General features: G+C 70.7%; 26 protein-coding genes. 11 read left to right on the plus strand and 15 right to left on the minus strand.

Features of this window, described 5'->3' with window-relative positions; translation table 11 throughout:
* The first annotated feature begins 11 nt into the window (after nucleotides 1-11).
* On the plus strand, nucleotides 12-2,171 hold the full coding sequence (locus FVE25_RS56340; RefSeq protein WP_157248747.1) for an FUSC family protein: 2,160 nt from the start codon (nucleotides 12-14) through the stop codon (nucleotides 2,169-2,171).
* A 243-nt stretch (nucleotides 2,172-2,414) separates the two neighbouring features.
* Here FVE25_RS56340 and serB read toward each other — a convergent pair whose 3' ends face one another.
* From serB to FVE25_RS21280, 4 genes are all read right to left on the minus strand, one after another.
* Nucleotides 2,415-3,635: a phosphoserine phosphatase SerB gene (gene serB, locus FVE25_RS21265; protein ID WP_157248748.1), complete on the minus strand. Its 1,221-nt coding sequence runs from the start codon at nucleotides 3,633-3,635 to the stop codon at nucleotides 2,415-2,417.
* A gap of 105 nt (nucleotides 3,636-3,740) precedes the next feature.
* A complete protein-coding gene (locus FVE25_RS21270) occupies nucleotides 3,741-4,289 on the minus strand; it encodes a DUF11 domain-containing protein (protein WP_157248749.1) in 549 nt (182 codons plus the stop codon).
* Between the two features lie 90 nt (nucleotides 4,290-4,379).
* Nucleotides 4,380-5,531 (minus strand): S-adenosylmethionine:tRNA ribosyltransferase-isomerase, encoded by a 1,152-nt coding sequence (locus FVE25_RS21275; RefSeq protein WP_246267250.1) that lies wholly within the window; start codon nucleotides 5,529-5,531, stop codon nucleotides 4,380-4,382.
* Complete coding sequence (locus FVE25_RS21280) at nucleotides 5,528-6,184, minus strand: SDR family NAD(P)-dependent oxidoreductase (RefSeq protein ID WP_157248750.1); 657 nt, start codon at nucleotides 6,182-6,184, stop codon at nucleotides 5,528-5,530. Before FVE25_RS21280 ends, FVE25_RS21275 begins: the two co-directional genes overlap by 4 nt.
* Before the next feature lie 93 nt (nucleotides 6,185-6,277).
* Here FVE25_RS21280 and FVE25_RS21285 point away from each other — a divergent pair, with 93 nt between their 5' ends.
* Together FVE25_RS21285 and FVE25_RS21290 are read left to right on the plus strand one after the other, a co-directional pair.
* Complete coding sequence (locus FVE25_RS21285) at nucleotides 6,278-7,393, plus strand: GAF domain-containing sensor histidine kinase (protein ID WP_219825595.1); 1,116 nt, start codon at nucleotides 6,278-6,280, stop codon at nucleotides 7,391-7,393.
* Entirely contained in the window at nucleotides 7,390-8,022 is a 633-nt protein-coding gene (locus FVE25_RS21290) for a response regulator (RefSeq protein WP_157248751.1), read from the plus strand. The genes FVE25_RS21285 and FVE25_RS21290 overlap by 4 nt, the downstream gene beginning before the upstream one ends.
* A gap of 50 nt (nucleotides 8,023-8,072) precedes the next feature.
* Here FVE25_RS21290 and FVE25_RS21295 read toward each other — a convergent pair whose 3' ends face one another.
* On the minus strand, nucleotides 8,073-8,729 hold the full coding sequence (locus tag FVE25_RS21295; RefSeq protein ID WP_157248752.1) for a hypothetical protein: 657 nt from the start codon (nucleotides 8,727-8,729) through the stop codon (nucleotides 8,073-8,075).
* 138 nt (nucleotides 8,730-8,867) lie between these two features.
* Here FVE25_RS21295 and FVE25_RS56345 point away from each other — a divergent pair, with 138 nt between their 5' ends.
* On the plus strand, nucleotides 8,868-11,321 hold the full coding sequence (locus FVE25_RS56345; RefSeq protein ID WP_157248753.1) for a protein kinase domain-containing protein: 2,454 nt from the start codon (nucleotides 8,868-8,870) through the stop codon (nucleotides 11,319-11,321).
* Here the strand turns inward: FVE25_RS56345 and FVE25_RS21305 are convergent.
* On the minus strand, nucleotides 11,308-12,030 hold the full coding sequence (locus FVE25_RS21305; protein ID WP_157248754.1) for a hypothetical protein: 723 nt from the start codon (nucleotides 12,028-12,030) through the stop codon (nucleotides 11,308-11,310). The two genes, FVE25_RS56345 and FVE25_RS21305, sit on opposite strands and share 14 nt — an antisense overlap.
* A gap of 85 nt (nucleotides 12,031-12,115) precedes the next feature.
* On the opposite strand from FVE25_RS21305, the gene FVE25_RS21310 reads away from it, so the two are divergent.
* The 4 genes from FVE25_RS21310 to FVE25_RS21325 all read left to right on the plus strand — a co-directional run bounded on the left by FVE25_RS21310 (nucleotide 12,116) and on the right by FVE25_RS21325 (nucleotide 14,982).
* Nucleotides 12,116-12,904, plus strand: coding sequence for an ABC transporter ATP-binding protein (locus FVE25_RS21310; RefSeq protein ID WP_157248755.1), 789 nt, complete (start codon nucleotides 12,116-12,118; stop codon nucleotides 12,902-12,904).
* Nucleotides 12,905-12,993: 89 nt separating this feature from the next.
* Nucleotides 12,994-13,914, plus strand: coding sequence for an SPFH domain-containing protein (locus FVE25_RS21315; RefSeq protein ID WP_157248756.1), 921 nt, complete (start codon nucleotides 12,994-12,996; stop codon nucleotides 13,912-13,914).
* 45 nt (nucleotides 13,915-13,959) lie between these two features.
* A complete protein-coding gene (locus FVE25_RS21320; RefSeq protein ID WP_157248757.1) occupies nucleotides 13,960-14,715 on the plus strand; it encodes a sulfite exporter TauE/SafE family protein in 756 nt (251 codons plus the stop codon).
* Nucleotides 14,716-14,769: 54 nt separating this feature from the next.
* A complete protein-coding gene (locus FVE25_RS21325; RefSeq protein ID WP_246267256.1) occupies nucleotides 14,770-14,982 on the plus strand; it encodes a hypothetical protein in 213 nt (70 codons plus the stop codon).
* Here the strand turns inward: FVE25_RS21325 and FVE25_RS21330 are convergent.
* From FVE25_RS21330 to FVE25_RS56350, 6 genes are all read right to left on the minus strand, one after another.
* Entirely contained in the window at nucleotides 14,961-15,689 is a 729-nt protein-coding gene (locus FVE25_RS21330) for a Rossmann-fold NAD(P)-binding domain-containing protein (RefSeq protein ID WP_157248759.1), read from the minus strand. The two genes, FVE25_RS21325 and FVE25_RS21330, sit on opposite strands and share 22 nt — an antisense overlap.
* A 33-nt stretch (nucleotides 15,690-15,722) precedes the next feature.
* A complete protein-coding gene (locus FVE25_RS21335; protein WP_246267258.1) occupies nucleotides 15,723-16,631 on the minus strand; it encodes a Rieske (2Fe-2S) protein in 909 nt (302 codons plus the stop codon).
* Between the two features lie 30 nt (nucleotides 16,632-16,661).
* Nucleotides 16,662-17,273 (minus strand): HD domain-containing protein, encoded by a 612-nt coding sequence (locus FVE25_RS21340; protein WP_157248760.1) that lies wholly within the window; start codon nucleotides 17,271-17,273, stop codon nucleotides 16,662-16,664.
* A gap of 1 nt (nucleotide 17,274) precedes the next feature.
* Nucleotides 17,275-19,461, minus strand: coding sequence for a molybdopterin-dependent oxidoreductase (locus tag FVE25_RS21345; protein WP_157248761.1), 2,187 nt, complete (start codon nucleotides 19,459-19,461; stop codon nucleotides 17,275-17,277).
* A gap of 134 nt (nucleotides 19,462-19,595) precedes the next feature.
* The gene (locus FVE25_RS21350) at nucleotides 19,596-20,246 is read right to left on the minus strand and encodes a hypothetical protein (RefSeq protein ID WP_157248762.1); all 651 of its coding nucleotides are present in this window, start codon (nucleotides 20,244-20,246) and stop codon (nucleotides 19,596-19,598) included.
* Complete coding sequence (locus tag FVE25_RS56350; RefSeq protein WP_281367870.1) at nucleotides 20,247-20,378, minus strand: hypothetical protein; 132 nt, start codon at nucleotides 20,376-20,378, stop codon at nucleotides 20,247-20,249.
* A 716-nt stretch (nucleotides 20,379-21,094) separates the two neighbouring features.
* Here FVE25_RS56350 and FVE25_RS21355 point away from each other — a divergent pair.
* Both FVE25_RS21355 and FVE25_RS21360 read left to right on the plus strand, forming a co-directional pair.
* Nucleotides 21,095-21,955, plus strand: a complete 861-nt coding sequence (locus FVE25_RS21355; RefSeq protein ID WP_157248763.1) for a helix-turn-helix domain-containing protein — start codon at nucleotides 21,095-21,097, stop codon at nucleotides 21,953-21,955.
* 66 nt (nucleotides 21,956-22,021) lie between these two features.
* The gene (locus tag FVE25_RS21360; protein ID WP_157248764.1) at nucleotides 22,022-22,237 is read left to right on the plus strand and encodes a DUF397 domain-containing protein; all 216 of its coding nucleotides are present in this window, start codon (nucleotides 22,022-22,024) and stop codon (nucleotides 22,235-22,237) included.
* A gap of 467 nt (nucleotides 22,238-22,704) precedes the next feature.
* Here FVE25_RS21360 and FVE25_RS21365 read toward each other — a convergent pair whose 3' ends face one another.
* Nucleotides 22,705-23,235, minus strand: coding sequence for a tetratricopeptide repeat protein (locus FVE25_RS21365; protein WP_246267260.1), 531 nt, complete (start codon nucleotides 23,233-23,235; stop codon nucleotides 22,705-22,707).
* 163 nt (nucleotides 23,236-23,398) lie between these two features.
* Between FVE25_RS21365 and FVE25_RS21370 the strand changes: the two genes are divergently transcribed.
* Nucleotides 23,399-23,722 carry a hypothetical protein gene (locus FVE25_RS21370; protein ID WP_157248765.1) on the plus strand — a complete coding sequence of 108 codons (324 nt, stop codon included), beginning with the start codon at nucleotides 23,399-23,401 and terminating at the stop codon, nucleotides 23,720-23,722.
* A 1-nt stretch (nucleotide 23,723) separates the two neighbouring features.
* On the opposite strand, the gene FVE25_RS21375 is transcribed toward FVE25_RS21370, so the two are convergent.
* Nucleotides 23,724-24,296 carry a TetR/AcrR family transcriptional regulator gene (locus FVE25_RS21375; RefSeq protein WP_157248766.1) on the minus strand — a complete coding sequence of 191 codons (573 nt, stop codon included), beginning with the start codon at nucleotides 24,294-24,296 and terminating at the stop codon, nucleotides 23,724-23,726.
* A 127-nt stretch (nucleotides 24,297-24,423) separates the two neighbouring features.
* Nucleotides 24,424-26,145: an SDR family oxidoreductase gene (locus tag FVE25_RS21380; protein WP_157248767.1), complete on the minus strand. Its 1,722-nt coding sequence runs from the start codon at nucleotides 26,143-26,145 to the stop codon at nucleotides 24,424-24,426.
* Between the last annotated feature and the right edge of the window lie 9 nt (nucleotides 26,146-26,154).

The following is a 26,154-nucleotide window of genomic DNA, read 5'->3' on the forward strand; positions in this document are numbered from 1 at the left end:
GGCACGCATCCATGCGGGGGACGCTTCGTTCGCTGCGGCGCGGGTTCGAACTGCCCGCGCGGCCGCCTTGGGGCTATGGGCTGCTGTGCGGGGTGGCGATCGCGTTGCCGCTGGTCGTGGGCGCGGCCGTGGGGGCGTCGCATGCCGGCGGACTGGCCGCTCTGGGTGCGTATTTCACGGCATTTGGTGACACGTACGGCAAGCCGTACGGACAGCGTGCCAGGAACCTGGCGATCAAGGTGGGGCTCATCGCGGCCGGGTTCTGGGCCGGGACCCTCGTCGCACCCCATCCGTGGTGGGCCGTCGGCGTGGTCGGGCTCGTCGCGGCGGCCGGAGGGCAGTGGCAGACCGTGGGCCTGCCGCCGGTCCTGGCCACGGTCATCGGCTTCTACGTGCTGTCTCCGGCGGGGTTCGACGGTGCGCTCATGGTCGGGCTCGGCGGGCTGGGGTACTGCGTGCTGGCGCTGGCCGCGTGGCCGGTGCGCCGGCTCGACCCGCTGAAGGACGCGCTGGACGCCGCCGTGGACGCCATGGCGGGCATGCTCGACGGATTCGACCTGCCCGAGGAGGAGTGGGCCGAGCGGCGCGAGCACGGCTCACAGGCCCTGGACGCCGCCGCCACCGCCTCGGCCGCCTACCACAGCGACGAGGGCGGCGACCGCTCTCCCGACGCCTACGTGCTGACCCTCGTGCGGATCTTCCACGAGACCGTGGCGCTGCGCTCCCTCCGGGCCCAGGCGGGCGCCGAACGGCAGGAGATCGACAAGGTCGTCGAGGCGCTGTCGGCCGCGCTGCGGCAGGTGGCCGCGGGCAGCGTCGTGGGCGTGCCGGTCGCGCTGGCGGCGCTGGCCGGGTTCGCCGAGCACATCTCCCGCCTGCGCGCCCGCGACCTGTCCGACCCGGAATCGCTGCGCACGATCGCGCTGCTCGGCCAGGTACGGCGGTGCCTGGACCGGATCGCCGTCGCCGTCCGGACCGTCGGGCTGCTGGCCAGCGAAGGGGTGAAGGCGCCCGCGCGGCTGCCCCGCTTCACCTGGCAACTCACCGCAGGGAACGCGCCCGAGCACGCCGGCCGCCTCGGCATCGCCGCCGCCGTCGCGATGGCGTTGATGGTCGGGGTGCACGAGCACTACGGCAAGTGGTTCGTGTTCACCGTGCTGATCGGGCTGCGCCCGACCTATGGCGACACCGTGGACCGCGTCGTGCTCCGAGTGGCCGGGACCGTCCTGGGCGCCGGGGTGGCCGCGCTGGTGCTCGGGGCGGTGCCCAGCGAGTACACGATCGTGGCCACCGTGCTCGTCTTCGCCACCCTCGGCTTCGCGCTGCGGCAGGTCAGCTACGGGTACTGGTCGGTGTTCGCCACGCCGCTGGCGCTCCTGCTGACCGACTTCTCGACCCGCATCGACTGGCAGGCCGCCGGGACCCGCCTGCTGATGACCGCGGGCGGCGGCATCCTGGCCCTGGCAGCCGCCCGCGTCCTGTGGCCCCGAGGCGGCGCCGGCCACCTGAACCTCCTGGCCAGAGACCTCCTGCGCGGCCACGCCGCCATGATCCGCACCCTGGCCGAGCGCGACCTCGACGCCATGCCCGACCGCACCGAAGCCGCCGGCCAGTCCGCCGACCGCCTCCGCGACGCCCTCGACCGGCTGGACAAGGAGCCGAACGGCAAGGCCCCGCCGGAACTCCGGGAGGCCGTCACGCTGTCCAGGAAACTCCGGGACGACGCGCTGCTGCTGGCCGCCGTGCTGCGCGGCTCCGAGGCGGGCTCGGACGCCACCACCGCTGTCCTGGACACGGTGGCCGACCGCCTGTCCACGACCGCCCGCGCCGTCCGCGACAACACCCAGCCACCCCGGACAGACGGGGACGGCCTGGACGCCCTGCTGGAGGAAGCGGGGGAACGGGTCGACGAACTGATGGGCGAGGCCGCGGGCCAAGGAGCCCCACCGCGTGAGGGAGCCGGCCGGGTGGACGGCTCCGGGAGTGAGGGGGCCGGCCGGGCGGGTGACAAGGTCGGCCGGGTGGAACGGGGTGATGGTGAGGCGGCTGGGGATGGGCCTTCCGCGGTACGGCGGGCGTTGCGTCACGCCGTTGCCGCACACCCCGCGCTCCGCACCCTGACAGACGACGCCCTGTCCTTGACCAGAGCCCTCACCACCGCCCGCGACTGACCAACGGCCTACCCCGGCACCCAAGCCGGGAGCGACCGACCACGACCTACCCAGGTGCCCAAGCCGGGAGCGGCCGCCGCCATCCCACCACCCGCACACCCCTCCGGCCGCCAATCCGGACCGGCCGGGAAACGTGCGTCGTAGCGGTGAGGACCACGTCCGACGTGAGAAGCGCCCGACGATCGGCGGTAACTCACGGCGGCGGGAGGTGGGAGCGGCGGCCCCGCCGTAAATAAAAAGCAGTCAGCCCATAGGGGCAAGAAGGTCCTCGGCGTCGGCGGCCTCGACCTCGTCGCGGGAGATGCCCAGGAGGTACAGGATCGCGTCCAGGTACGGGCTGTTGACCGCGGTGTCGGCGGCTTGGCGGACCACGGGCTTGGCGTTGAAGGCGATGCCCAGCCCCGCGACGGCGATCATGTCGAGGTCGTTGGCCCCGTCGCCGATGGCCACCGTCTGGCTGATGGGCAGGCCCGCCTCCATGGCGAAGCGCTCCAGGGCCCTGGCCTTGCCGGGGCGGTCGACGATGTCGCCGGTGACGCGGCCGGTCAGGTGGCCGTCGACGACCTCGAGGACGTTCGCGGCGGAGTAGTCGATGCCGAGTTCGGCCACCAGCGAGTCGGTGATCTGGGTGAACCCGCCGCTGACGATCGCGAATCGGTAGTCCAGGCGCTTCAGGGTCCGGACCAGGGTCCGGGCGCCCGCGGTCAGGACGACCTCCTGGCGGACCTGGTCGAAGACGGACGCGGGCAGGCCCTCCAGCAGCGCGACGCGGCGGCGCAGGGATTCGGCGAAGTCCAGTTCGCCACGCATCGCCTCTTCGGTGACGCGGGCGACCTCGTCCAGGCAGCCCGCGTGGGCGGCCAGGAGTTCGATGACCTCGCCCTGGATGAGGGTGGAGTCCACGTCCATGACGATGAGGCGCTTGGCCCGCCGGGACAGGCCGGTGCGCTGGACGGCCACGTCCACCTGCTGGGCGGCCGCCTCGGCGGCCAGTTCGACGCGGAGCGCGTCGGGGTCGGCGCCGGAGACGGACAGCTCGATACAGGTGACCGGCCATTGGGCCAGGCGTTCGATGCGGTCGATGTTGGCTCCGGCGGCGGCGATCTTTCCGGCGATTCCGGCGATCGCGGCCGGGGGGAGCGAGGGGCCGAGCACGCTGACGGACAGGCGGCCGCGGCGGCGCTGCTCCTTGGTGAGGGAGCCGGTGGAGAGCTCGACCTCCAGCCCCAGGTCTTCCGCGACGCGTTCGACGGCCGTCCACATGGCGCCCAGGGTGCTGCCGGTCCCGGTGGAGGGGCCGCCCACGTAGGCGACGAGGACGCCCAGGGTGAGCCGGCCGCGGATGACGACCTGCTCGATATCGGAGACGGTGACCGGAAAGCCGGCCAGGACGGAGAACAGGCGACTCGTGACACCGGGCCGGTCCGGGCCGGTGAGCGTGATCAGGAGGGTGCGCTGGTCCACTTGAGCCACGCTACTGGGCGCGCGCGGCTGCTTGCTCACCAGGCCCATCATTCGGACAGTGAACCCCGGACACCGGGTCCGGGGTTCCGCGTCCGCGCCCGCGGGTCAGCCCGCGATCTTGGTCTTGACCTTCTTGCCGTAGAACCAGCGCTCGTAGCCGCCGATCCGGTCGATCTCTTCCTTGTCCAGGTTCTCCATGCCGATCGGCACGTCGTAGACCAGCGCGCCGAGTTCGGCGGTGGCGACGCCCTTGGTGGTCTTCTTCAGGGTGACCTCGATGCCGAGCCAGTCGACGTCGCCCTTGGCCAGCTCCCACGGGCCCCAGCACCAGAACTCGACCGTGTCGGTCTCGCACTTGGTGCCCTTGGGCCCGCCGTAGTAGATCTTGCCCGTGATGCCCTTGGGCAGCTTGCCGCCGAGCCAGTAGGCGTCGGCCTGGTGCGGCCCGGTGTTGAGAACCTTGATCCGGTAGGTGATCTTGCCGCCGCGCTTCACCGTCTTGGGCGCCGTGATGGTGGTCTTCATGACGGAGTACGGCTCGTCCGCGCTCGCCTTGACGGCCGCGGTGGCGGAGGCGGAGGCGGGGACGGCCGGCAGGATCAGGGCGCCCGCAATGAGAGTGAAGGCTGCGGCCTTCGTGATGGACTTCGGCATTCAGGTGCTCCGTGAGGATGAGGGACGCGATTAGGCCCCCGACAAATGTCGGCTTTTCCTATCACGTGAGCAAAATCTATGCAAAGTACTTTATTTCATTATCAGGTGGACATCGCCAAACTCGTGCCACAGATACCTCTCCTTCAGCGCCTGTGCGTAGGCGTCCGTGAGCGCCTCGTGGCCCGCGAACGCGGTCAGCATGAGCAGGTGGCTGGATCGCGGCTCGTGAAAACCAGTGATCAGCGCGGTGGCCGCCCGCGGCGGCGTGCGCGGGGTGACCAGGTGCGTCGTCCAGCCGGCCGCGGCGTGGACCAGGCCGCCCGGGCCCACCGCCGATTCCAGGGCCCTGACCACGGTGGTGCCCACTGCCACCACCCGGCCGCCGTCGCGCCGGGTCAGGTTGACCAGGCGGGCCGTGTGCTCGGGCACGTCGTACCGCTCGGCGTACGGCGGCTCGTCGTGCTCGGGCGAGGCGACCCCGGTGTGCAGGGTGATCGGCGCCACCCGGACGCCCCTGGACACCAGCGCGGTCACCAGCTCCGCCGTGAACGGCCGCCCGGCGCTCGGCATCTCCGCGCTGCCCGGGACGGTCCCGAACACCGTCTGGTAGTCGGCCAGCGGCCAGTCCCGCTCCACGTAGGAGTAGCGGATCGGGACGCCCTTCCTGGCCAGGTACTTCTCGACGTTCTGGTCCAGCCGGGCCCGCCACAGCCGCGGGGTCTCGCGCTCGATGAGCTGCAGCGTGGCGTTCCCCGGGAGCGGCAGCCACTCGCCGGGCGCGCCGCCACCGTAGGGCGCCGAGCCCTTCGCGGTACGGCGGCGCAGCTCCACCAGCCAGGTCCCGTCCTCCCGGGCGGTGGAGAAGTGCACGGCCAGCCGGTCCAGCCGCACGGCGGCAGGAAGCGTGCCCGAGTTGTTGACCACGATGAGGTCGCCGGGGTCCAGCTGAGCGGGCAGGTCGTGGAAGCGGTGATGGCTGTGCTCGCCACCCCTGCTGACCAGGAGGCGTACCCCGTCCCGCGGCACCCCCCGGGACTCCGGCGGCGCGTGAGCCTCCAACTCCTCGGGCACCGCGAAGTCGAGCACCGCGGATCCGGGCGCCGCGAGATCGGGCGCCGCGAGATCGGGCATCGTGGAGCCGGGCGCCGTGAAGCCGGATGCCCCCTCCGGCCCCACCCCGGGCTTCCCCGGCTCTGCAGACACGTGCGGCCCGGAGGCGTCACCATGCAGGGTCGCCGTCATTGCAGGCTCACCCGGCCACTGGCCGGACGACGCTCGATGAGTTCGTGCAGCGCCCGCGCCACGTCCTCCGGATCGGCCGCCCCCGCCGCCTCCTCGGCCCCCACGGCGTCGGCCAGCATCCGGGTGTTCATCTCGCCCGGGTCCGCCCACCAGACGGCCACGTCGGGCTCCTCGGCGGCCAGGACGTTCGACAGCTGCTCCAGCGCCGCCTTGGTGGCCCCGTAGCCGCCCCACCCCTCGTAGGCCCCGGTGGCGGCGTCGGAGGTGATGTTCACGATCGCTCCCCGCGCCGCCCGCACGGCCGGGATCGTCGCCTGGATGAGGGAGAGCGGGGCGATCACGTTGGTCTCCAGGAGCACGCGGAACGCCTCCAGCGGGTACCCGGCGATCTTGGGCAGCGGGGTCGCCCCGAGCCCGCTGGCGTTGTTGACCAGCAGGTCGAGCGTGGGCACGGCCGTGGCCAGCCGTTCGCGGTGCGCGGCGTCGGCCACGTCGCCGGGGATCGCGGTGGCGCCCAGCTCGGCCGCGACCTTCTCCAGGTCCTCGGCCCCGCGGGCGGTGAGGACGAGATTCCATCCCGCACCTGCCAGGGACCTCGCGAGGGCGAGGCCGAGACCGCGGGAAGCGCCGGTGATGAGTGCGGTGTTCGTCATGTCCACGACGGTAAAAAGGGGCGGCCCGCCGTACATCGGGCTGAAGTCCTGCCCGGGACTGGGCACATCGACCTAGGACCATAGAGTGGTCGGGTGACCCCCGATCGCGACGAGATCCTGCAGGCCGTGAGCACGGCCGTGCTGGCGGTGACCCGGCACCTGTCGGTTCGCGAGGTGCTGCAGGTGATCGTGCGCTCCGCGCAGCGGCTGCTCGACGCCCGTTACGCGGCGCTCGGCGTGCCCGACGAGGAGGGGTCGTTCGCCGAGTTCGTCGCCGAGGGGCTGACCGACCGGCAGTGGGAGGCGATCGGGCCGCTGCCCCGCCAGCACGGCATGCTCGGCGCGATGCTCCGCGAGGGGACCCCGGCCCGGCTGCCCGACCTGCGCACGGATCCGCGGTTCGAGTGGTGGCCGAAGGCGCATCCGGTCATGAAGGACTTCCTGGGCGTCCCCATCCGCGACGGCGAGCAGATCCTCGGCATCATCTTCCTGGCCAACAAGCGCACGCCCGGCGGCTTCACGCAGGAGGACCAGGACCTGCTGACGTTGTTCGCCGCGCACGCGGCCATCGCGCTCATCAACGCCCGGCTGTATGAGCAGGGCCGCGAGCTGGCGCTGGTCGAGGAGCGCAACCGCATGGCCCGCGAGCTGCACGACGCGGTCACCCAGAAGCTGTTCTCGCTGCGCCTGACCGCCCAGGCCGCCGCGACGATGCTGCACACCGCCCCCGACAAGGCCGCCGCCGAGCTCGACCGCGTCCAGATGCTGGCCGGCGAGGCGCTGGCCGAGCTGCGCGCGGTCATCATCGAGCTGCGGCCGGCCGACCTCGACCGGCACGGCCTGTCCGAGACGCTGCGCAAGCACGTGCGCATGCTCGACCGCCTCCAGGCCGCGCAGATCAGCTTCGACTGCGACGGACTGCCGCCGCTGGACCCGGCGGTCGAGGTCGTCGTGCTGCGGGTGGCGCAGGAGGCCCTGCACAACGCCCTGCGCCACGCCGGCGCCCGTCAGGTCTGGGTACGGCTGGCGTACTCGGACGGCAAGCTGTCGCTGTCGGTGGCCGACGACGGCAGCGGCTTCGACCAGGCCGGCTCCCGGGGGCTGGGGCTGGCGTCCATGAAGGATCGGGCCGAGTCGGTGGGCGGCTCCCTGACCGTCACCTCGGCCCGCGACCAGGGGACCACGGTCCTGGTGGAGGTGGAAATTTGATCAAGGTGCTGATCGCCGACGACCATCCGGTGGTGCGCCAGGGGCTGCGCACGTTCCTCGATCTGCAGGAGGACATCACGGTCGTGGGCGAGGCCGGCGACGGCCGCGAGGCTGTGGACCTGGTCGCGGAGCTCGAGCCGGACGTCCTTCTCCTGGACCTCAAGATGCCGGTGCTGGACGGCCTGGGCGCTCTGGAGCAGCTGAGCGGCGCACCGACCCGGGTGGTCGTGCTCACCTCGGTCAGCGACCGCTCCGACGTCGCCCCGGCGATGCGCGCCGGCGCCGCCGGGTTCCTCTACAAGGACGTGGACCCGTCGGCGCTCGTGCAGGCGGTGCGCGCGGTCCACGGCGGCCAGGTCCTACTGGCGCCGGAGGCGGCCGAGGCCATGATGACCGCCGCGGCCGGCGCCGCCCTCGCGCCCCAGGTTCCCGGCCCGGTCCAGTTGACCGAACGCGAGCGCGAGGTGCTGGCGCTGATCGCGGCCGGCCGTTCCAACCGGGAGATCGCCCGGTCGCTGGCGGTCGCGGAGAAGACGGTCAAGACCCACGTCTCCAACGTGCTGATGAAACTCGGCGTCCAGGACCGCACTCAGGCCGCCCTCTACGCCGTCCGCCACGGTCTCGCCTGAAGGGCAAAGGCGGCCGGGCGCCGGAGCAGGCGCCCGGCCGGCTCAGCGGATCAGGTGTCCTTCTTCTTGTTGGACTCTTCCTTCACGGCCGGCGGGTTGTACTCCTTGACGACCGGCGGCGGGGTCCATCCGCGGGTGGGGCGCTTGGGCGGCCAGACGACGCTGGTCTTGGCCGTCTTGAGCCACCTCCAGCCCTTGATCCCGATGCGCTCAAGCTCCTCCTCGTCCAGGCGCTCGGCGCCCAGCGGGACGTCGAAGGCCACCACGCCCAGCTTGGCCACGGCGACGCCCTTGGTGTTCCGCTTCATGGTCACCTGGAAGTTGAGCCACTCGGTGTCGCCGACCTCGAGCGCGTACTTGCCCCAGCACCAGAACCAGCGCCCCTCCCAGGTGCACTTGGTGCCCTTGGCTCCGCCCCAGCGCAGGGTCGGGACCACGCCCTTGGGAACCTGGCCGCCGATCCAGAAGTAGTCGGCGTAGTGGGGGCCGAGGTTCTTGGCGCGGATCTTGTAGAGGATCTTTCCGCCGCGCTTGGTGCGTTTGGTGTGGGAGACGCTGACCTTGAACTTGGAGTACGGCTCGCCCGCCTGCTGGACGACGGTCGTGGTGGTGACCGGAGCGGCGGCTTGGGCGGGCTGGGTGACGGCGGTCAGCGTTCCGGCGGTGGCCAGGCTGACGCCTAAGAGCGTGCTGAGAGTCTTGCGCATGGGCGGCTTCCCCCTACGGTGCTGGAAATCCCCGATTGTCGGGCTGATTATTGCCCAGGGGCAATATCCAGCAAAGAGTGATGATCTTTCGTGATCTGCTGGGGCTTGCGGGGGATTAGGGTGGCTGGTCACCCTGTGATGCACGAAGGGGGAGGACACGTGCCGGATACACACCCTTTACAGCCGGGTGATCCGGTTTCATTAGGGAACTATCGGCTTCTGGGACGGCTGGGCAAGGGCGCCCAGGGGGTGGTCTTCAAAGCCGAGGCGCCCGGCGGTCAGCTCGTGGCGATCAAATTGCTCAACACCCGGCTGGACCAACCGGGCATCGACGGCGAACGTTTCATGCGCGAAGTCGCCGCCGCCCGCCGGGTCGCCCAGTTCTGCACCGCGCAGGTCCTCGGCGCCAACATGGACGGCGACGCCCCGTACATCGTCAGCGAACTCGTCGATGGCGTCTCCCTCCAGCGGGTGGTGCAGTCAGAAGGGCCACGCGCCGGCGGCGCCCTGTACCGGCTGGCCGTCGGCACCGTCACCGCGCTGGCCGCCATCCACCGCGCGGGCATCGTGCACCGCGACTTCAAGCCCAGCAACGTGCTCATCGGCAGCGACGGCCCCCGGGTCATCGACTTCGGCATCGCCAGGGCACTCGACTCGGCCATCACGATCAGCAGCGGCGTCGTCGGCACCCCCGCGTACATGTCACCCGAGCAGGTCTCCGGCGCCCGCGTCGGCCCGCCCAGCGACATGTTCAGCTGGGCCCTGACCATGACCTTCGCCGCCACCGGCCGGCCCGCGTTCGGCCAGGACAGCCTCCCGGCCGTCATCTACCGGGTGATGAACGAGGAGCCCGACCTCTCCGCCCTGCCCGACAACCTCCGCCCCATCGTCGCCGCCTGCCTGCGCAAACGCGCGGAAGACCGGCCCACGGCCCCCGACACCCTCTTCGCCCTGCTGGAGAACCAGGGCCCGATCCACGACGCCGACGTGGCTCTCACCACCGGCTCCCAGGTGGCCGCCGACCCGCCCTCCATCCCGCCGCACCCCGCCACCCCGCCGACCGCCTGGGCCAACCCCTCAGGCGAGTACGGCCGGCCACTCCCACCACCCCACCCCGGCCACGCTCAGCCCCACGCCCACCCCGGCCCCAGCCACCCCGGCCCCGGCCACCCCCAGCCCGGCCACCCCCAGCCCGGCCACCCCCAGCCCGGCCACCCCCAGCCCGGCCACCCCCAGCAAGGCCCCGCTCAGCCTGGCTACGCTCCACCCGGCTACGGTCAGCCGCCCCCGGCCGCTCCGGCGGGGCCGCATCCCTACCGGCAGCCCGCCCGACCCCCGGGCTTCCAGCCGCGCCAGGGCGACAACGACGCCTTCTTCAGGGACGTCCCCCAGCCCGCCACCCCGGCCAAGCGCACCCGCACCGGCCTGGTGGCCGCCGCCCTGGTCGTGGCCCTGGCCATGAGCGCGACCCTCCTGGTCGTGGTCCCGAGGCTGTTCGCCTCCGAGAAACCCGACCGCCCGACCGCGGCCGACGTGACCACCTCCATCACCCCGAGCCCACCCCCGACCCCGACCCCGACCCCGACACCGACCCCCACCCCCGTCCCGACCCCAACCCCCACCCCGCCGGTAACCCAGCCCCTCACCCTGGGCAAGCAAGACGGCAAGCCCCTCAAGGGCCACACCAAAGCCGTGCAAACCGTCTCGGCCATCACCATCGGCGGCAAGCTGATGCTCGTGTCCGGCGGCCAGGACGGCCAGCTGCGCATCTGGAACGCCAAAGACCACAAGTACGTGGCCAAGCTCAAAGGCCACAGCCAGGAGGTCTACGCCGTCGCCTGTGTGACGATCGGCAAGACCCCGATGGCGCTGTCGGGCGGCTACGACGGCACGGTGCGCCTGTGGAACCTGAAAACCAGGAAGGGCAAGATCCTCGGCTACCACGACGACTCCGTCTACGCCGCCGCCATCGGCAAGGCGGGCGGCAAGTGGATCGCGGCGACCGGCGACGCCAGGGGCTACCTGAAGTTCTGGGACCTGGGCAAGAAACGCGCGACCGGCAAGACCGTCCGGGCCCACGGCAGGTCGGTGAACTGGCTGGGCGTGGGCCGGGTCGGTGCTCGGGTGGTCGCGGTCTCGGCCAGCGAGGACAAGACGCTGCGCCTGTGGGATCTGGCCAAGCGCAAGAAGTACGGCAAGCCGTACAAGGGACACACGAAGGGTGTCTACGCGATCGCCATGGGCGCGCTCGACGGGCGGCCGGTGGTGGCGTCGGGGGGCAAGGACAACAAGATCCGGCTGTGGGATCCGAAGAGCGGCAAGTCGATCGGCAAGCCGCTGACCGGCCACAAGAAGATCGTTTACTCGCTGTCGTTCGGCGTGGTGGGTGAGCGGGTGGTGCTGTTGTCGGGGAGCACCGACGGGACGATGCGGCTGTGGGACGCCAAGACCCGCAAACCTCTCGGCAAGCCGGTCAAGGCGCACAAGAAGGGCGTGCTGCTGGTGGCGGTGGTGACGATGTCGGGTCGGCCGGCCATCGTCACCGCGGGCAAGGACAAGCAGATCCGGCTGTGGCGGCTCACTGGCTCCTGAGGGGCTCGAAGATCGCGTGGTGGGCGGCCACGATGGCCCGCCGTATCGCGCGGTCGAGCTGACGCAGGGCTTCGGCGCGGGTGGCCATCTGGCCGGAGGTCAGGCCGACGTCCTCGTCGGCCAGCCGGACGATCAGGGACAGGCGCGCGGCCAGGACGGAGACGCGGTGGGCGCGGGCGGGGTAGCCGGGGGCGAGTTCGCCGCCGGCCTCGAGACGTCCCGGGTGGGCCTGGCCGGGGCCTTCGACGCCGCTGAGCGCCTCGGTGGCCGCGCGCATGGCGTCGGTCAGGTCGCGTTCCGCCTCGGACAACGAGGGCAGGTCGGCGCGGACGGCCCCGGCGGGATAGGTGGTGAACGCGGTGCCCTCGTAGGAGGAGCCGCGCAGGTCGGGCGCCGGCACGAGGCCCACGTTGCGGTCGGCGAGCACGCAGATGACGCCCTGCCCGGCGTCGAGCGCGGCGGCGTTGAACTCGGGCGGCCCCGACAGGCCCAGAGGGTCGCCGGGGGCGGGCAACGCCAGCCGTACCTCGCGAAGGCCCTGCGTCAGGCGCAGGTCGACGAGGCGCGCGGTGATGGGCGCGTCGTCGACCATGGTGGGTCCTGCGACGGACCTGACCTGGTCGATGACCTCGTCGAAGGTCACGTGGCCGAGGAGCCAGGCGTTGCCCCAGGCCACGAGTGTGGGGGAGACAAGGGATTCAGCGGGCACTGATCCACGATATGTGCTCGCCCGGCGATAGGTTTGTCCCGTGCGTTCCGGCAATCGGGACACGCGGCCTGAGGAGGTATCGGGGATGGGCGGTCAGGTGCTGCGGCTTCAGGACGTCGCCGTCAGACGGGACGGTGCGGCCCTCTTGCGTGGCATCGACTGGACGGTCAACGAGGACGAGCGGTGGGTCGTCATCGGGCCGAACGGCGCGGGGAAGACCACGCTGCTGCAGGTCGCGGCGACACTGCTGTATCCGAGTGAGGGCCTGGTCGAGGTGCTGGGCGAGCGGCTGGGGCAGACGGACGTGTTCGACCTGCGTCCGCGCATCGGCCTGGCCAGCGCGGCGCTGGCCGAGCGCATCCCGGCGGAGGAGAAGGTCATCGACCTGGTGCTGACCGCGTCGTATGCGATCCTCGGGCGCTGGACGGAGGAGTACGACTCCCACGACGTCACCCGCGCGGTCGAGCTGATCGACATGATGGGCGCCGCGCATCTGATCCGGCGCAGGTTCGGCACGCTGTCGGAGGGCGAGCGCAAGCGGGTGCAGATCGCGCGGGCGCTGATGCCGGACCCGGAGATGCTGCTGCTGGACGAGCCCGCGGCCGGGCTCGACCTGGGCGGCAGGGAGGATCTGGTGCGCCGGTTGGCCTTGCTGGCCGGTGACCATCGCGCGCCGACGCTGGTGCTGGTCACGCACCACGTGGAGGAGGTGCCGAGCGGGTTCACGCACGGGCTGCTGCTGCGGCACGGGTCGGTCGTGGCCCAGGGGCCGCTGGACGTGGTGATGACCGCCGACAACCTGTCCCGCACGTTCGGCGTTCCGCTGTCGCTGGAGCGCAGCGCCGAAGGCCGTTGGTACGCCAGGGCGCACTAGATCGTATTTGTGCGGTTACCGATCGCGGCCGGTTAAAACCACATAGGATCTCCGTGGTCGGGCCCCCACGACTTCCCCGGAGCTTTGCCATGACCACGCAGCTCGTCGTCATTCTCGCCGTGGTGCTTCTGGTGGGCGTGGCTCTGTGGCGGACGGTCCGGATCATCCCGCAGGCGACGGCGGCGATCGTCGAACGGCTGGGCCGCTACCACCGCACGCTCGATCCCGGCCTCAACCTCGTGGTGCCGTTCATCGACCGCATCAAGGAGGTCATCGACCTGCGTGAGCAGGTGGTCTCGTTCCCGCCGCAGCCGGTGATCACCTCCGACAACCTGGTGGTCTCGATCGACACCGTCATCTACTTCCAGGTGACCAACCCGAAGGCGGCCACCTACGAGATCGCCAACTTCATCGTCGGCGTCGAGCAGCTGACCGTCACCACGCTGCGCAACGTGGTCGGCGGCATGGATCTGGAACGTACCCTGACCTCCCGCGAGGAGATCAACACCGAGCTGCGCGGCGTGCTCGACGACGCCACCGGCAAGTGGGGCATCCGGGTCAACCGGGTCGAGCTCAAGGCCATCGACCCGCCCGCCTCCATCCAGGACTCGATGGAGAAGCAGATGCGCGCCGACCGGGACAAGCGGGCCGCCGTGCTGGCCGCGGAGGGTCAGCGGCAGGCGGCGATCCTGGCGGCCGAGGGCGAGAAGCAGGCCGCGGTGCTGCGGGCCAGGGGCGAGGCGGAGGCGGCGGTGCTGCGCGCCCAGGCCGACGCCGAGGCGCAGGCGATGCGGGCCAAGGGCCAGGCGGACGCGATCGGCATGGTCTTCAAGGCGATCCACGAGGGCAATCCGGACCAGCGGCTGCTGGCCTACCAGTACCTGCAGACGCTGCCCGAGATCGCCAAGGGCGATGCCAACAAGGTGTGGATCGTGCCGTCGGAGATGGGCAGGGCGCTGGAGAACCTCGGCGGCCTGTTCAACCCCCCGAAGAAGGACGAACAGGGGTAGGTCTCTAAGCTCGCTCGGGACACCAGTCCGGAGCGAGGAGGGTCATTGACGCCGTGGGAGGCGGTCGCGGTGTGCGCGGCCGGTATCGGAGCCGGGGCCATCAACGCGGTCGTCGGGTCGGGGTCGCTGATCACCTTCCCCGCCCTGGTGGCGGTGGGCGTGGACCCGGTCGTGGCCAACGTCTCCAACAGCATCGGCCTGGTGCCCGGCTCCTTCACGGGCGCGTACGGCTACCGCGCCGAGCTCCAGGGACAGCGGGCACGGCTGGTCAAGCTGGGCTCGGCCTCGCTCGTCGGCTCGCTGATCGGCGGCCTGCTGCTGCTGTGGCTGGACCCGGACGTCTTCGGGATCGTGGTGCCCATCCTCATCGGCATCGCCTGTGTGCTCGTGGTCATCCAGCCGAAGCTGAACGGCTGGCTGTCGGCCCGGCGCGAGCACGCGCACCCGGACGGCGGCGTGGCCCTCTGGCTGGGCGTCCTGGGCGCGGGCGTCTACGGCGGCTATTTCGGCGCCGCCCAGGGCGTGCTGCTGATCGGCCTGCTGGGCAGCTTCCTCGCCGACGGCCTGCAGCGGGTCAACGCGGCCAAGAACGTGCTCTCGCTGATCGTGAACGGCGCGGCCGCGGTGTTGTTCATCCTCGTGGCGGAGGTCGATTGGTGGGCCGTGGCCGGGATCGCCGCGGGGGCCACGATCGGCGGGTACATCGGGGCCAAGGTCGGCAGGAAGATCCCCGCCCCGGTGCTGCGCGGCGTCATCGTCTGCGTGGGAATTCTGGCGATTATCAAACTGGTGTACGGATAAATTTCAGCCTTTCTGGGGATAAATAAGGGCATGAAGGGTGATTGGGTAGAGATCGTGATCGATGCCGGGGGAACCACCCCGCGCACCTACGAGGTCAGGGCCACCCGCGCCGGTCGCCGCGTCGAAGTCGCCACCCGCCGCGGGCTCGTCGAGGTCAGCGAGGTGACCAGGAGCGGCAGCGCGGTGCGCACCGCCCGATTCATGTCCAGCCGCATCCTGGCCCTGGTCGAACACCCCGCCGACGGTCAGCGGAAGGCGTCCGCGTGATCCTGCGCCCACTGCCGGAACGTCCGCGGCGGCCGGCCGGTCAGCACCCGGACCGTGTTGGTCACCACCTCGGGTGATCCGGCGAAGGTGCCCCACTCCTCGAGCTTCGCGTCCACGACCGCCTCGTCCGCCCAGACCTTGAGCAACTCCGCCCGCGCCAGGCCGGGCGCTGGCTCCTCCCAGCGCACCTCCCGGCCCGTCACCTCACCGATGACGCGCACCTGCTCGACCTGAGTGAGCGTCTCCGGGCCGCTCAGCGCGTACCGCCTGCCGCCGTGTCCCGCCGAGGCCAGCACGTGCGTGGCGACCGCTGCCACGTCCTTCTCGTGGATCACCGCCCGCCCGGCCCCGCCGTACGGCCAGCGCACCACCCCCGCCCTGACCTGCGCGGCGAAGGCCAGAGCGTCGGCGGCGAAACTCCCGGGGCGCAGCATCGTCCAGGGGATCCCGGAGTGCTCGATGAGCTTCTCGACCTCGGAGTGAAAGGCCGAGGACACGTAGACCACCCGGCGGGCGTGCCGTGCGATCGTGTCGATCAGGGGCGCGGCCCGCTCGGCGGTGAGCGGCAGGTGGTCCAGGAAGACGGACTCCATGCGGGAAGGGTCCTGCTCGCCGCCGTCGTACCGGCGCACGGGTATCCCGGCCCTGCTCAGCCGGGCATGAACATGATCACCGACCAGCCCCGGAGTCACAAAGATCTCGCACATGCACCGACGGTAGGACCTCAAGCAAGATTGAGGTCAACTGCCCGGCCGCACCTGGAGGGTTCCGTCCCGGGTGACCCGGGTCTCGAACGTGGGCGCGGGCGCGGTGGCGGGGCCGTGCTTGACCGTGCCGTCGGCCAGCCGGAACGTGCTGCCGTGCCACGGGCACACCACGCAGGCTTCGCCGTTCTCCACGACGAGCCTGCCCTGGTGCAGCGGACCGGCCAGGTGCGGGCAGCGGTCGGCCAGCACGGTGACCGACTCGCCGGCCCGCAGGACGAAGAGCTGGATGTAGCCGAGCCGCCGGGCTACCGGGCGTCCCTGCGGCAGGTCCTTGAGCGGGCAGAGGTCGTGCCAGCCGAGCGGCACCAGATGGGCGACCTGCGGCGCGTGGTTGGCGCCCGCCGCCTGCCGGTAGGCCAGATGGCCGCCGAGGTAGCCGCCCACTCCGGCCGCGCCCAGCCCGAGCCACGACAGCACCCGGCCGCCGCGCTCGTAGCCGCTCAGCCGGGCCAGCAGGGAGGCGGAGAACAGGGTGAGTGCCCCGGCGTTGGCCAGCAGGTGGACGAACCCGACCCGCTGCTGCTCCCGGTGCAGCGAGGACCAGTCGGTCAGCCCGGCCGCCGCGGTCGGCAGGGCGCCCGCGACCCCGGCGCCGAGCAGCAGCCGGACCGCCCGCGGGTCGGCGCCGGCGGCGTCGAGCACGGTGGCCGACAACCAGCAGCCGAGTGTCACCGTGGCCAGCGGCGGATGCACCGGTTTGCCCGTGGGAACGCCGTGCAGCAGGTCGCGCACCCGCCCGGGGCCGACCTTCTCGCGCACGGTCCTGGCCAGCACCCGGATGGGGCCGTCCAGGGCCCGGGATTTCTCGAGCCGGTCGGCCAGGTCGACCGGCCCCACGAAACGCCGCAACTGCCGACGTCCCGCTCGAACAGTCTCCTTCACGACAAGTCACCTACCCCGGGCGCGGGACGGTCACTCGGACAGGTGACCCCGGGCCACCGAGAGTTCGACCAGCTCCAGCGCATAGGCGCCGAGCGAGGGCGAGCCTTCCTCGATGATCCGCACCTTCTCCCGCACCTGCGCGGCCTTCACCTTGAACAGCCCCCACGTGCCACCCTCGGTGTGGTGGTTGGCCAGGATCGGGGCGAACCGGTCGAGTGCCTTGGCGAACCTCGACTCCACCGTCTGCCTGGCCTCGAACTCCTCCCACAACGCCCGCATCTCCGCCCCCTGCTCGGCGGGCAGCAGGGCGAAGATCCGGTCGGCGGCGGCCCGCTCGGCGTCGGCCTGGGCCGCCACCGCCGCGGCGTCGTAGATGAAGGTGTCACCCGCGTCGATCTCGACCAGGTCGTGCACGAGCAGCATCGCGACCACGCGCTGGATGTCGGTGCCCGCCGGGGCGTGCTCACCCAAGATCATCGCAAGTAGCCCGACATACCAGGAGTGCTCAGCGTCGTTCTCCCGCCGCGAGCCATCCATCAGATGGTTGCGGCGGATCACCCGCTTCAATTTGTCGATCTCGATGGCGAAGGCGATCTGGGCGTTCAGGCGGTCCTCTTCTGGCGCGATAGTCACGCGCGACACCCTAATGTGCGGTGATCACACCGGTTGGCAAAATCATGACCGGAACCCCGTTGAACACTGCGTTTCCTGATGGCAAATCCACGGTGGACTCGTCCGTGAGCACGTTCGCGCTGACCCCCGCGTGCTCGGCCGCGACGCGCTGCACGCTGCCGGAATGCCCCCAGCCGTGGGGCAGGCTGACGACGCCGGGCATGATCGTGTCGGTCGGCTCCAGCGGCACCGTCAGCTCGCCGGTGGCCGATCTGACCCGGGCGTGGCCGTCCAGCCCGAGCCGGTCCACATCCGCCGGGTTGATCTGCAGCGTGCACTGGTTGCTCCCGCCCACCAGCGGGGCGACGTTGTGCATCCAGCTGTTGTTCGAGCGCAGCTGCCGTCGCCCGATCAGCACGAACGCCGGCTGCTCGGCGTCCAGCCCCTCGCGCAGCCGATGCACGTCCTCGATGAGCTGCGGCGGCGCCAGCTCCACCCTGCCCGAGGCGGTCGTCAGCAGCTCGGGCAGCCGCGGCCGCAGCGGCCCGAGGTCCAGGCCGTGCGGATGCTCCAGCAGCTTGCGCAGCGACAACTCGCCCCGCCCCGACCACTCGCCGTAGGGGCCGAGCCGCAACATCATGTCCAGCCGCCGCTCGGCGCCGCTCTCGCCGTCCAGCAGCGCCGCCAGCTCGTCGGCGTCCCGCCCCTCGACGCCGGAGCCCGGCGTCTGCACCGCGCCGGCCAGCGTCTGCCCGATGACGAACGCGTCCAGGTCGCCGTCCAGCCCCGAGGCGATCACCGCCAGCCGGGCCAGGATCATGCCCTCGGACGGCCGGTCGGCCAGCGGCAGCAACGGCCGCGAATACCGCGTGTAGTTCCGTACGGCCAGCCCCAGCAGCGCGAAGTCGTAGTGCCCGGTCTGCAGCACCCGAGGCGGCGGCAGGATCACCCGCGCGTGCTTCGTCGTCTCGTTGAGATACGGATCGACGCTGACCATGAACCCCAGATCGGGAAGGGCCCGATCCAGCCGCGCCCCGTTCGGCGACGACAGCACCGGGTTGCCGGCCACCGTCACCAGGCACCGGATCTGCCCCTGCCCCGGAACCTCGATCTCGTCGGCGAGCGTCGCCACGGGCAGCTCGCCGTTGGCCTCCGGCAGCCCTCTGACGCGGCTGTGCCACCTGCCCGTCCGGTACGGCTTGCGCCGCCGCCCGCCCTCGGTCGCGGGCATCGGGAACATGGCGCCGCCCGGCCGGTCCAGGTTGCCGGTCAGCACGTTGACGACGTCCACCAGCCACTGGGCCAGCGTGCCGAACTCGGCCGTGCAGGTGCCGATGCGCGCGTAGACCGCCGCCGTGGGGGCTCCGGCCAGCTCGCGGGCCAGCCGTACGATCACCTCGGCGGGCACGCCCGTGCGGCGGGCCACCACGTCGGGGGCGAAGTGCTTGGCCGCCTCGGTGAGCTCGGCCAGCCCGTTGACCTCCAGCCGCACGTCGGTGAGCTCTTCGGCCAGGAGCGTGTGCACGATCCCGAACAGCAGGTAGGCGTCGGTGCCGGGGCGGATGAAGACGTGCTCGTCGGCCAGGGCGGCGGTCCTGGTCCGGCGCGGGTCCACGACGACCAGGCGGCCGCCGCGCCCGCGCAGCGCCTTGAGGCGGCCGGGGAAGTCGGGGGCGGTGCAGAGCGAGCCGTTGGAGTCGAGGGGGTTGGCGCCCAGCATGAGCAGGTAGTCGGTGCGGTCGAGGTCGGGCACGGGGATGGTGAGCGGGTGGCCGAACATCAGGCCGCTGGAGACGTGCTTGGGCATCTGGTCGGCGGTGCTGGCGGAGAAGACGTTGCGGGTGCCGAGCGAGCGGATCAGCGGGCCGGCGTAGAGTGCGCCGGCCATCGTGTGGGCGTTGGGATTGCCCAGGTAGACGGCGAAGGACTCGCGGCCGTGCTCCTCGGTGACGCGCTCGAAGCCCGCTTTCACCGCGGCGAACGCCTCGTCCCAGCCGACCTCCCGCCACAGGTCGCCCTCGCGCACCAGGGGTCTGGTCAGGCGGTCGGGGTCCTCGTCCAGCTTGCCGAGGCTGGCGCCCTTCGGGCAGATGAAGCCTCTGCTGAACGGGTCGTCCTTGTCGCCGCGCACGCCGGTGACGTGACCGCCGTCGTCGAGGGTGAGGGTCAGGCCGCAGACGGCCTCGCAGAGCGGGCAGGTACGGTGCACGATCGCCATGGGAACTCCTGGGTTCGCTATCTAGACTCATCTTCCAGGGGTAGCCCGTTCACGTGAAGACCCAGTCCGGAATCCGTGCCCGGGAACGGGGAAGCCCCGGAGCCCCCGCGGTCTCCGGGGCTTGCTTCAAGGAGTCAGCCCAGTTGCGGGACGAGGATCTGCCGGGGAAGATCAGGCGGCTCCTCGGCATCGGGTCTGACGGTGATCCAGGCTCGGCGGCCGTAGAGGCGGTCGAGCCCCGGGGAGGCGGCGCCCGGCGCGGCGTCGCGGCGGACCGTCTCCACGATGAGCAGGCTGGCCCACTTGCGGTGCCGGTGGACCTTCACGCTCCTGGCCCAGCAGGCTGCGGCGATCTCTTCCGCGTATGCCTCGAACTCCTCCGCGCAGATGCCCGCCCTGGTCATGATGAGCGCCTTCTCGCCGGTGGTGGTCGGCGTGATCCACAGAACCAGGGGGATGCGGCCGGCCCTGGTGTGCATGGTGGTCTCCAGGCAGGTCCGCTGCAGGCGGTGCCGGGTGACCAGGCACCACATGTGGCCGACGAACCAGCCGCGCCCGTAGCGGGTGGCGGCCGGGACGGTCATCGCGGTGCTCAGCATGATGAACGGCAACCATGCGCCTTCCCGCACCGCGGCCAGCACCGCCAGGACGAACAGCGCGAAGACGGCGATCAGCAGGAGTTCGGTGCGCACCCGCCACAGGCCGGTGAGCACTCCCTGGCGTCCCGGGGCGGGGAGGTCCTCGTAGCCGGGGTAGATCTGGTTGCGCGGGTTCCTCGGCGACATCTAGGACACCTCCTCCGGGACGCGGGTGCCGATCTTGAGCTGGTCGAAGCGCGGGTCGCGGTAACGGCGTGCGCCGAAACCGGTTCTGGTCACGGTCCAGCCGCGCCGGTGGGCGAACTCGTCTGGCTCCATGCAGATTTCCCGGTCCGCTCGCACGATGAGTTCCTGGATCCAGGACTTGATTCGGCTTGGCCTCTTGGTACCTTGTGAGTACATAGAAGACCCCTTTCGCGGCATTACTCGAGGTGGCTTCTTGTGCCGGGCCGCTGGCTGGCGCAGGTCGTCGCAGGGTGGCAGCCCTGGATGCGGCGGCGTGGTGGTCAGCCACGGTCCGGCATTTCTGTGCTCGAACGAGCTTCTTCGCGGCGCTACTTGCGTAGGTAGTCCTTCCGGCAATCGGCCTCCCTGGGGTGGATCCACATATCCGGGACGGCGACGCTGCCGGTGAAGCGGCCGCGGCCGCACGGTTTCAGCGGGAGATGTGGGGCGTGAGGCCGTATGTCCATCTCGGCCCCCTCTGCACCTCGCTATCTCCTCCTGGCCCGATCGTCCTCCCGGGTTGTTCCTGCTGCAATACTCCGAGCAAGAGAAGATTTACATTTCTTCGCATCTTGCCGTCTTGCTTGCTGTGCAACTTGCATCAGAACTGTCAGGGGGTGCTATGTGGACTCCACCGTCTACGGGTGAAGACGTCTTGCCTCCACCGTCCACCCGTGGAACTCTTTAGGCAAGCCCAAGTGGCACTGCCCGTGCAAGTTGCAGTGTAAGATTGGGTGAACGGCCCAGAAACTCGGGCTCCAAACGGTCCTCGACCGCTACACCTTCATTCCCGATGAGGAGAGTGGACGGTGCCATCAGAGCAGGGCAGCCCGACTGTCCGCAGGCTCAGGCTAGGCCAGGAGCTGCGTCACCTTCGTGAGCGCCGGAAGCTGACGGGGGCGAAGACGGCCGAGAGCCTTGGCTGGTCGGCCTCAAAGGTGAGCAGGATCGAATCCTCCAAGACCATGCCGAGCGCCGACGACATCGAGGCGATGGCCCAGTTGTTCAAGGTCGACGCCGAGAAACGCGCAGAGCTTCTGGGGCTGTTGAGGGATGCCGATCAGCGTGGCTGGTGGGAGGATTACGAGGACGCACTGCCCTCGGAATACACGACATTCCTGGGGCTGGAAGCAGAGGCCACGGCTCATCGCGGCTGGGAACCCCAGCTGGTGCCGGGCCTGCTGCAGACCGAGGACTACGCCAGGGAGGTCATCCTGGCCACCCGCGGCATCGCGCGGATCACGCACAGCGGTGTCCGCAGCCGGGTCGAGGCCCGACTCGACCGGCAGCAGCGTGTCCTGCACCGGACCAACCCGGCGTTGCTCGCCGTGGTCCTGGACGAATCGGTGCTGACGCGGCGCTTCGGCGAGCCCTCGGTGATGCGTGAGCAGCTCGGACACCTCCTGGAGATGTCTTTGCTCCCGCACGTGAGCGTCCAGGTGTTGCCTTTGGATGGCGAGCATCCCGTCAACACCGGTGCCTTCGTCCATCTCAAGTTCGTGGATCTCGATGATGCTGTTTACTTGGAGTCGCTCTACGGGGCTCGCTTCGTAGAGGCACTGGATGTGGTGGCCGACTACGAACGGGCATTCGAGCATCTTCGTGCCACGGCACTGTCCGAGGACGAATCTCGGGTACTCATCCAACGCAAGATCATGCAGTGGCGCTGAGCCGCTGACGGCGCAATCAACACCAATGGGGCTGTTGATGCGCTATTTACGATAAGGATCAACCTAATGAACGTCACGCCCGCTTGGAGGAAGAGCCGTTTCTGCAACGGCAATTCCGCGTGTGTTGAATTTGCTCACCTCGCCGACGGCAACGTCGCCTTGAGGGACAGCAAGGAGCAGGACGGCCCGGTGCTCGTCTTCACTCCCGAGGAGTGGGACGCTTTCACCCAGGGCGTCCGCGCTGGTGAATTCGACCTCGCCGCGCTTTCCGTCGGCGCATAGATCAGAGCGGCCCGTGCATGTTGCTGACACAACCGCAGGACCGCTCCGACGAGAGGCTCTGACCGGCCTCTTGGCTGTCTCACACCAGCCCGGCGCGAAGACGAGGACCATCATGGCACAAGCAAGGTCATCTCTGGCATAGCTGATCACGCTCCCGCCATGGCCGAACCTGTTGACGATCTTCTGAACCCCGGAACGCCGCCACCATGCCCGCGCCCCTGGTGGCCGGCGAGGCCCCTCTGTGGTTCAGCCCCTAATCGTGGCGTTGCCACCCCACTACACGCGGTCGCGTGCCGCGTGACGATCGCGGGCCTTGAGATGACATCTGCGCACTGTTTGGCACCACCGGCCGACTCCACCGGCCCACCTCGCCGGGTGGCGACGGGCATCAGCCACGCCACCCGGTCGGCCGACCCGCATCGCCGGCCCCCGGCCGCCCCGCGCCGCCGCCCCGGCGGCGCCGACGCTCAGGAGACCAGCGCGTCCAGCTCGTCCTCGGGCAGGCCGAGGTCGACGCGGATGCGGTAACGCGTGCGCAGCAGGGCCACGTGCTCCGGGTCGTCCTCGTCGCACGCGAGCACCGCCTGGGTGGCCCACTCCAGGCCCGCCCGCAGATCCCCGTAGGCGACCAGGGTCTCGGCGATGTTGTGCGCGGTGGCCGGCTGGAGGCCGGGGTCGGCGCGCAGCGCCTCGATGACCTTGCGCGCCTCGTCGGGGCGATCCAGCTCGAACAGGGTGTCGGCGATGCCGGCACGGGGGTCGATGCTGGCCTCTCCGCCGTCCTCCAGCGCGCGCTGGAAACACTCCATGGCCCTCGCGGGCTGACCGGCGGCCCGCCACTCCTCGGCGGCCAGAACCAGGATGGACGCTCGGGAGACGTCGCCCGCCGAGTAGGCGAGGGCGAGGTCGTCGAGCTGCCTGGCCAGCGAGCTGTGGTCGTCTGCCAGGAGGGCCCGCTCAAGCAGGCGATCAAGGTGCTCACGGGTCACATACGCCACATGGCCGAGACTACCGAGCCACCAGGTGTCTTTGCTGGGCAATGCACAGGGCGAGACACGCACAGATTCGGTAACACCTTGTGCAAGTCTGCTTACATTCAGCGTGTTCTCCCAGGCGGTAGGGCATATACGCGTCGCGCGAACCGCGACGGAGGGGGCTGTGATGGGCGTGTCCAAGCAGGTGACCTTCTCACTGGCCTGTGCCGTGGCGCTGTCCGCGGTGATCCCCGGCATCGCCGGTTACCTGTCCGCGCGCATCGAGTCGATCGAGGCGGCCGAGCGCAAACTGCACGCCCAGGAGCTCCGGCTGAACGCCAGGCTCGCCCGCGAGACCAGACAGGTGGCCTACCCGGCGCCGTGCGAGGGCAAGACCGTCCGCCCCGCGCGCGAGCTGCCGCCCGCGGCGTTCGTGCCGGCGCCGGAGTACAAACCCGATAAGGGCGAGCGGCCGCCGGTGGTGCCGCCGCCCGCCTGGCTGCGGAGGTGAGTCAGGTCTCGCCCCTGGGTGACAGGTGCTTGAGCTCGCGGGACAGATAGCCGCGGACCATCTGCTTGGCCGCCTCGATGATCTCGGGCGCACCCGAGGGGTCGCGGCGGAAGGCCAGCTTCAGCACCGCGTCTCCGGCCTCGACCGCGACGAGCACGCCGACGTCGAGCTCGTCGCTGTCGGCCAGGCCGTACTCGCTGAGCAGCAGGCCGCGCAGCCGGCCGGCGATGACGGCGTTGTTGTCGATGTCGACGTCGAGCAGGTTGAGGTCGACCGCGTCGCCGAAGTGCAGGCTCTTGAAGCCTGGAACGGTCCTGTGCATGTCGACGTACTCGTCGATGATCGCGTCGACCGCCTCCCACCAGCCTCGGTAGTCCTCCTCCATGAACCTGCGGCCCACCCGGGAGACGAACTGCTCCACGTTGCGCCGGGTCAGCTCCTGGGTGATGGCCCGCTTGTCGGGGAAGAACTGGTAGACCGAGCCGATCGCGACCCCGGCCCGCTCGGCGATGCGGGTGGTGGACAGGGCCTCGTAGCCGATCTCGTCGAGCAGGGTCGCGCACGCGTCGAGCATGCGCTCCACCCGTCGTGCACTGCGTCGCTGGGTTGGCCGGCGGCGCAGTGGCTGAGGTTGCGCGCAGCCGTCGTCTTCAATTTCGGGGGTGGACACGAAATCCATCTTCCCCCGAAGTCGGCGATCGTTACCGTCCAATGACGGGATTTCTCACCACGCCGGATAACCGGGCGAAAGCTCGCATCGCCTTGGGCGAGATCCGCGACATCGCATATCCGATTTTCCCCTCCGCATTGACCGGGACAACCGCGTCATTCCGGTGTACGGCTCGCAAGATGTGGGCCGCCACCCGCTCCGGAGGATACCCGCGCCGCTGGAGTCCCAGCTCGGCCTCCGCCCGCAGGTCGGCGCCGACGAAGGTGGCGTTGCGCGCGATGGCGGTGGAGACGAAGCCCGGGCAGATCGTGCTCACCCCGATGCCGTGCCCGGCCAGTTCGGCCCGCAGGCAGTCGCCGAGCATCTTCACCGCCGCCTTGGAGACCGAGTACGCGGGCAGGGGCCGGGAGGGCGCGAAGGCGGCCAGCGAGGCGACGTTGACGATGTGGCCGCCCTCGCCGCGCGCGACCATCTGCCGGGCGAACAGGCGGCAGCCGTGAATGACGCCCCAGAGATTCACGTCCAGGGTCCGCCGCCAATCGTCGAGGGAATGGTCAAGGAACGGCCCGATCACCGAGATTCCCGCATTGTTGACCACCACATCCGGCACGCCATACCGTGCCACGATATTTCCGGCGAACGCTTCCATGTCGGTGGCCGACCCGACATCGACCTGTACGGCGTGAGCCGTACGCCCGAAGACCTTGCCGATGTCCTCAGCCACCCGCACGGCCGCCTCGCGGTCGAGGTCGGCGCAGATCACCTCGGCCCCGTGGGCGGCGAAGGCCCGCGCGGTGGCCCGCCCGATGCCGCTGCCGGCGCCGGTCACCACGACCAGGTGGTCCTGGAACGTGGGCCGGCCCTCGCGCACCCGGTCGCGGCGCAGCGAGCGGGAGACCTCGCCGCCGTCGACGTGGACGGCGAACTCGGTGATCATCCTGGCCACGGCCTCGGGGTGGCTGCGCTGCGCCCAGTGCCCGGCGGCGAGCCTGCGGTGCCAGAACTCCGGCGCCCACTGGCGCAGCGAGGCCAGCAGCTTGGGGGAGACGAAGACATCGCGGGTGGTCTCGATGAGCTGGACCGGCACCTCCACGCCCGGGTCGCCGGGGGCGCGCAGCCGGGTGAGGAAGTTCTGCCGGTACAGGCCCAGGCCGTTGCGGCCGTCGCGGCGCAGCGTCTCGTCCGGGTGGCCGGGGCGCGGCTCGATGCCCTCGGCCAGGCGCATCGTGCGGGCGAGCGCGCGGGGCAGCGGGCCGAGCCAGGCCAGCTCGGGCAGGAGGGGGAGCTGGAAGGCGCCGATGTACCAGGACCTGGCGAGCTGGCCGGCGACCTCGCGCCGCCTGCCGTACCTCAGGAAGTGGGCGGCCTGGTCGAGGCCGGGGCCGCCGAAGGAGGTGTAGGAGGCCACGCGCTCGCTGATGCCGGGGCGGCCGAGCGCCTCCCAGCTCTGCAGTGAGCCCCAGTCGTGGCCGACCAGGTGGACGCGGGGTTTGCCGATCTCGTCGAGCACCGCGCCGAGGTCGGCGGCCAGGTGGTCGAAGGTGTAGTGGCGGCGGTCGCGCGGCGCGCTGGAGCGGCCGGCGCCGCGCACGTCGTAGCGGACCACGTGGAAGCGGTCGCGCAGCAGCCCGGCGACCTCGTCCCAGACGCGGTGGGTGTCCGGGTAGCCGTGTACCAGCAGGATGGTCGGGTTGGCGCGCTCGCCTTCCTCGTAGAGCGCTAGCCGTACCTCGCCAGACGGTATTAGACGCACAGTCTAAAG

It is taken from the genome of Nonomuraea typhae (genome assembly GCF_009760925.1).
Classification (GTDB): domain Bacteria; phylum Actinomycetota; class Actinomycetes; order Streptosporangiales; family Streptosporangiaceae; genus Nonomuraea; species Nonomuraea typhae.

Coding starts and splice junctions, on each gene's coding strand:
- FVE25_RS56340 (WP_157248747.1), top strand. CDS start 12: ATGCGGGGGACGCTTCGTTCGCTGCGGCGCGGGTTCGAACTGCCCGCG.
- FVE25_RS21270 (WP_157248749.1), bottom strand. CDS start 4,289: ATGCCGAAGTCCATCACGAAGGCCGCAGCCTTCACTCTCATTGCGGGC.
- FVE25_RS21275 (WP_246267250.1), bottom strand. CDS start 5,531: ATGACGGCGACCCTGCATGGTGACGCCTCCGGGCCGCACGTGTCTGCA.
- FVE25_RS21280 (WP_157248750.1), bottom strand. CDS start 6,184: ATGACGAACACCGCACTCATCACCGGCGCTTCCCGCGGTCTCGGCCTC.
- FVE25_RS21295 (WP_157248752.1), bottom strand. CDS start 8,729: ATGCGCAAGACTCTCAGCACGCTCTTAGGCGTCAGCCTGGCCACCGCC.
- FVE25_RS56345 (WP_157248753.1), top strand. CDS start 8,868: ATGCACGAAGGGGGAGGACACGTGCCGGATACACACCCTTTACAGCCG.
- FVE25_RS21310 (WP_157248755.1), top strand. CDS start 12,116: ATGGGCGGTCAGGTGCTGCGGCTTCAGGACGTCGCCGTCAGACGGGAC.
- FVE25_RS21315 (WP_157248756.1), top strand. CDS start 12,994: ATGACCACGCAGCTCGTCGTCATTCTCGCCGTGGTGCTTCTGGTGGGC.
- FVE25_RS21330 (WP_157248759.1), bottom strand. CDS start 15,689: ATGTGCGAGATCTTTGTGACTCCGGGGCTGGTCGGTGATCATGTTCAT.
- FVE25_RS21345 (WP_157248761.1), bottom strand. CDS start 19,461: ATGGCGATCGTGCACCGTACCTGCCCGCTCTGCGAGGCCGTCTGCGGC.
- FVE25_RS21350 (WP_157248762.1), bottom strand. CDS start 20,246: ATGTCGCCGAGGAACCCGCGCAACCAGATCTACCCCGGCTACGAGGAC.
- FVE25_RS56350 (WP_281367870.1), bottom strand. CDS start 20,378: ATGGAGCCAGACGAGTTCGCCCACCGGCGCGGCTGGACCGTGACCAGA.
- FVE25_RS21360 (WP_157248764.1), top strand. CDS start 22,022: ATGAACGTCACGCCCGCTTGGAGGAAGAGCCGTTTCTGCAACGGCAAT.
- FVE25_RS21370 (WP_157248765.1), top strand. CDS start 23,399: ATGGGCGTGTCCAAGCAGGTGACCTTCTCACTGGCCTGTGCCGTGGCG.
- FVE25_RS21375 (WP_157248766.1), bottom strand. CDS start 24,296: ATGCTCGACGCGTGCGCGACCCTGCTCGACGAGATCGGCTACGAGGCC.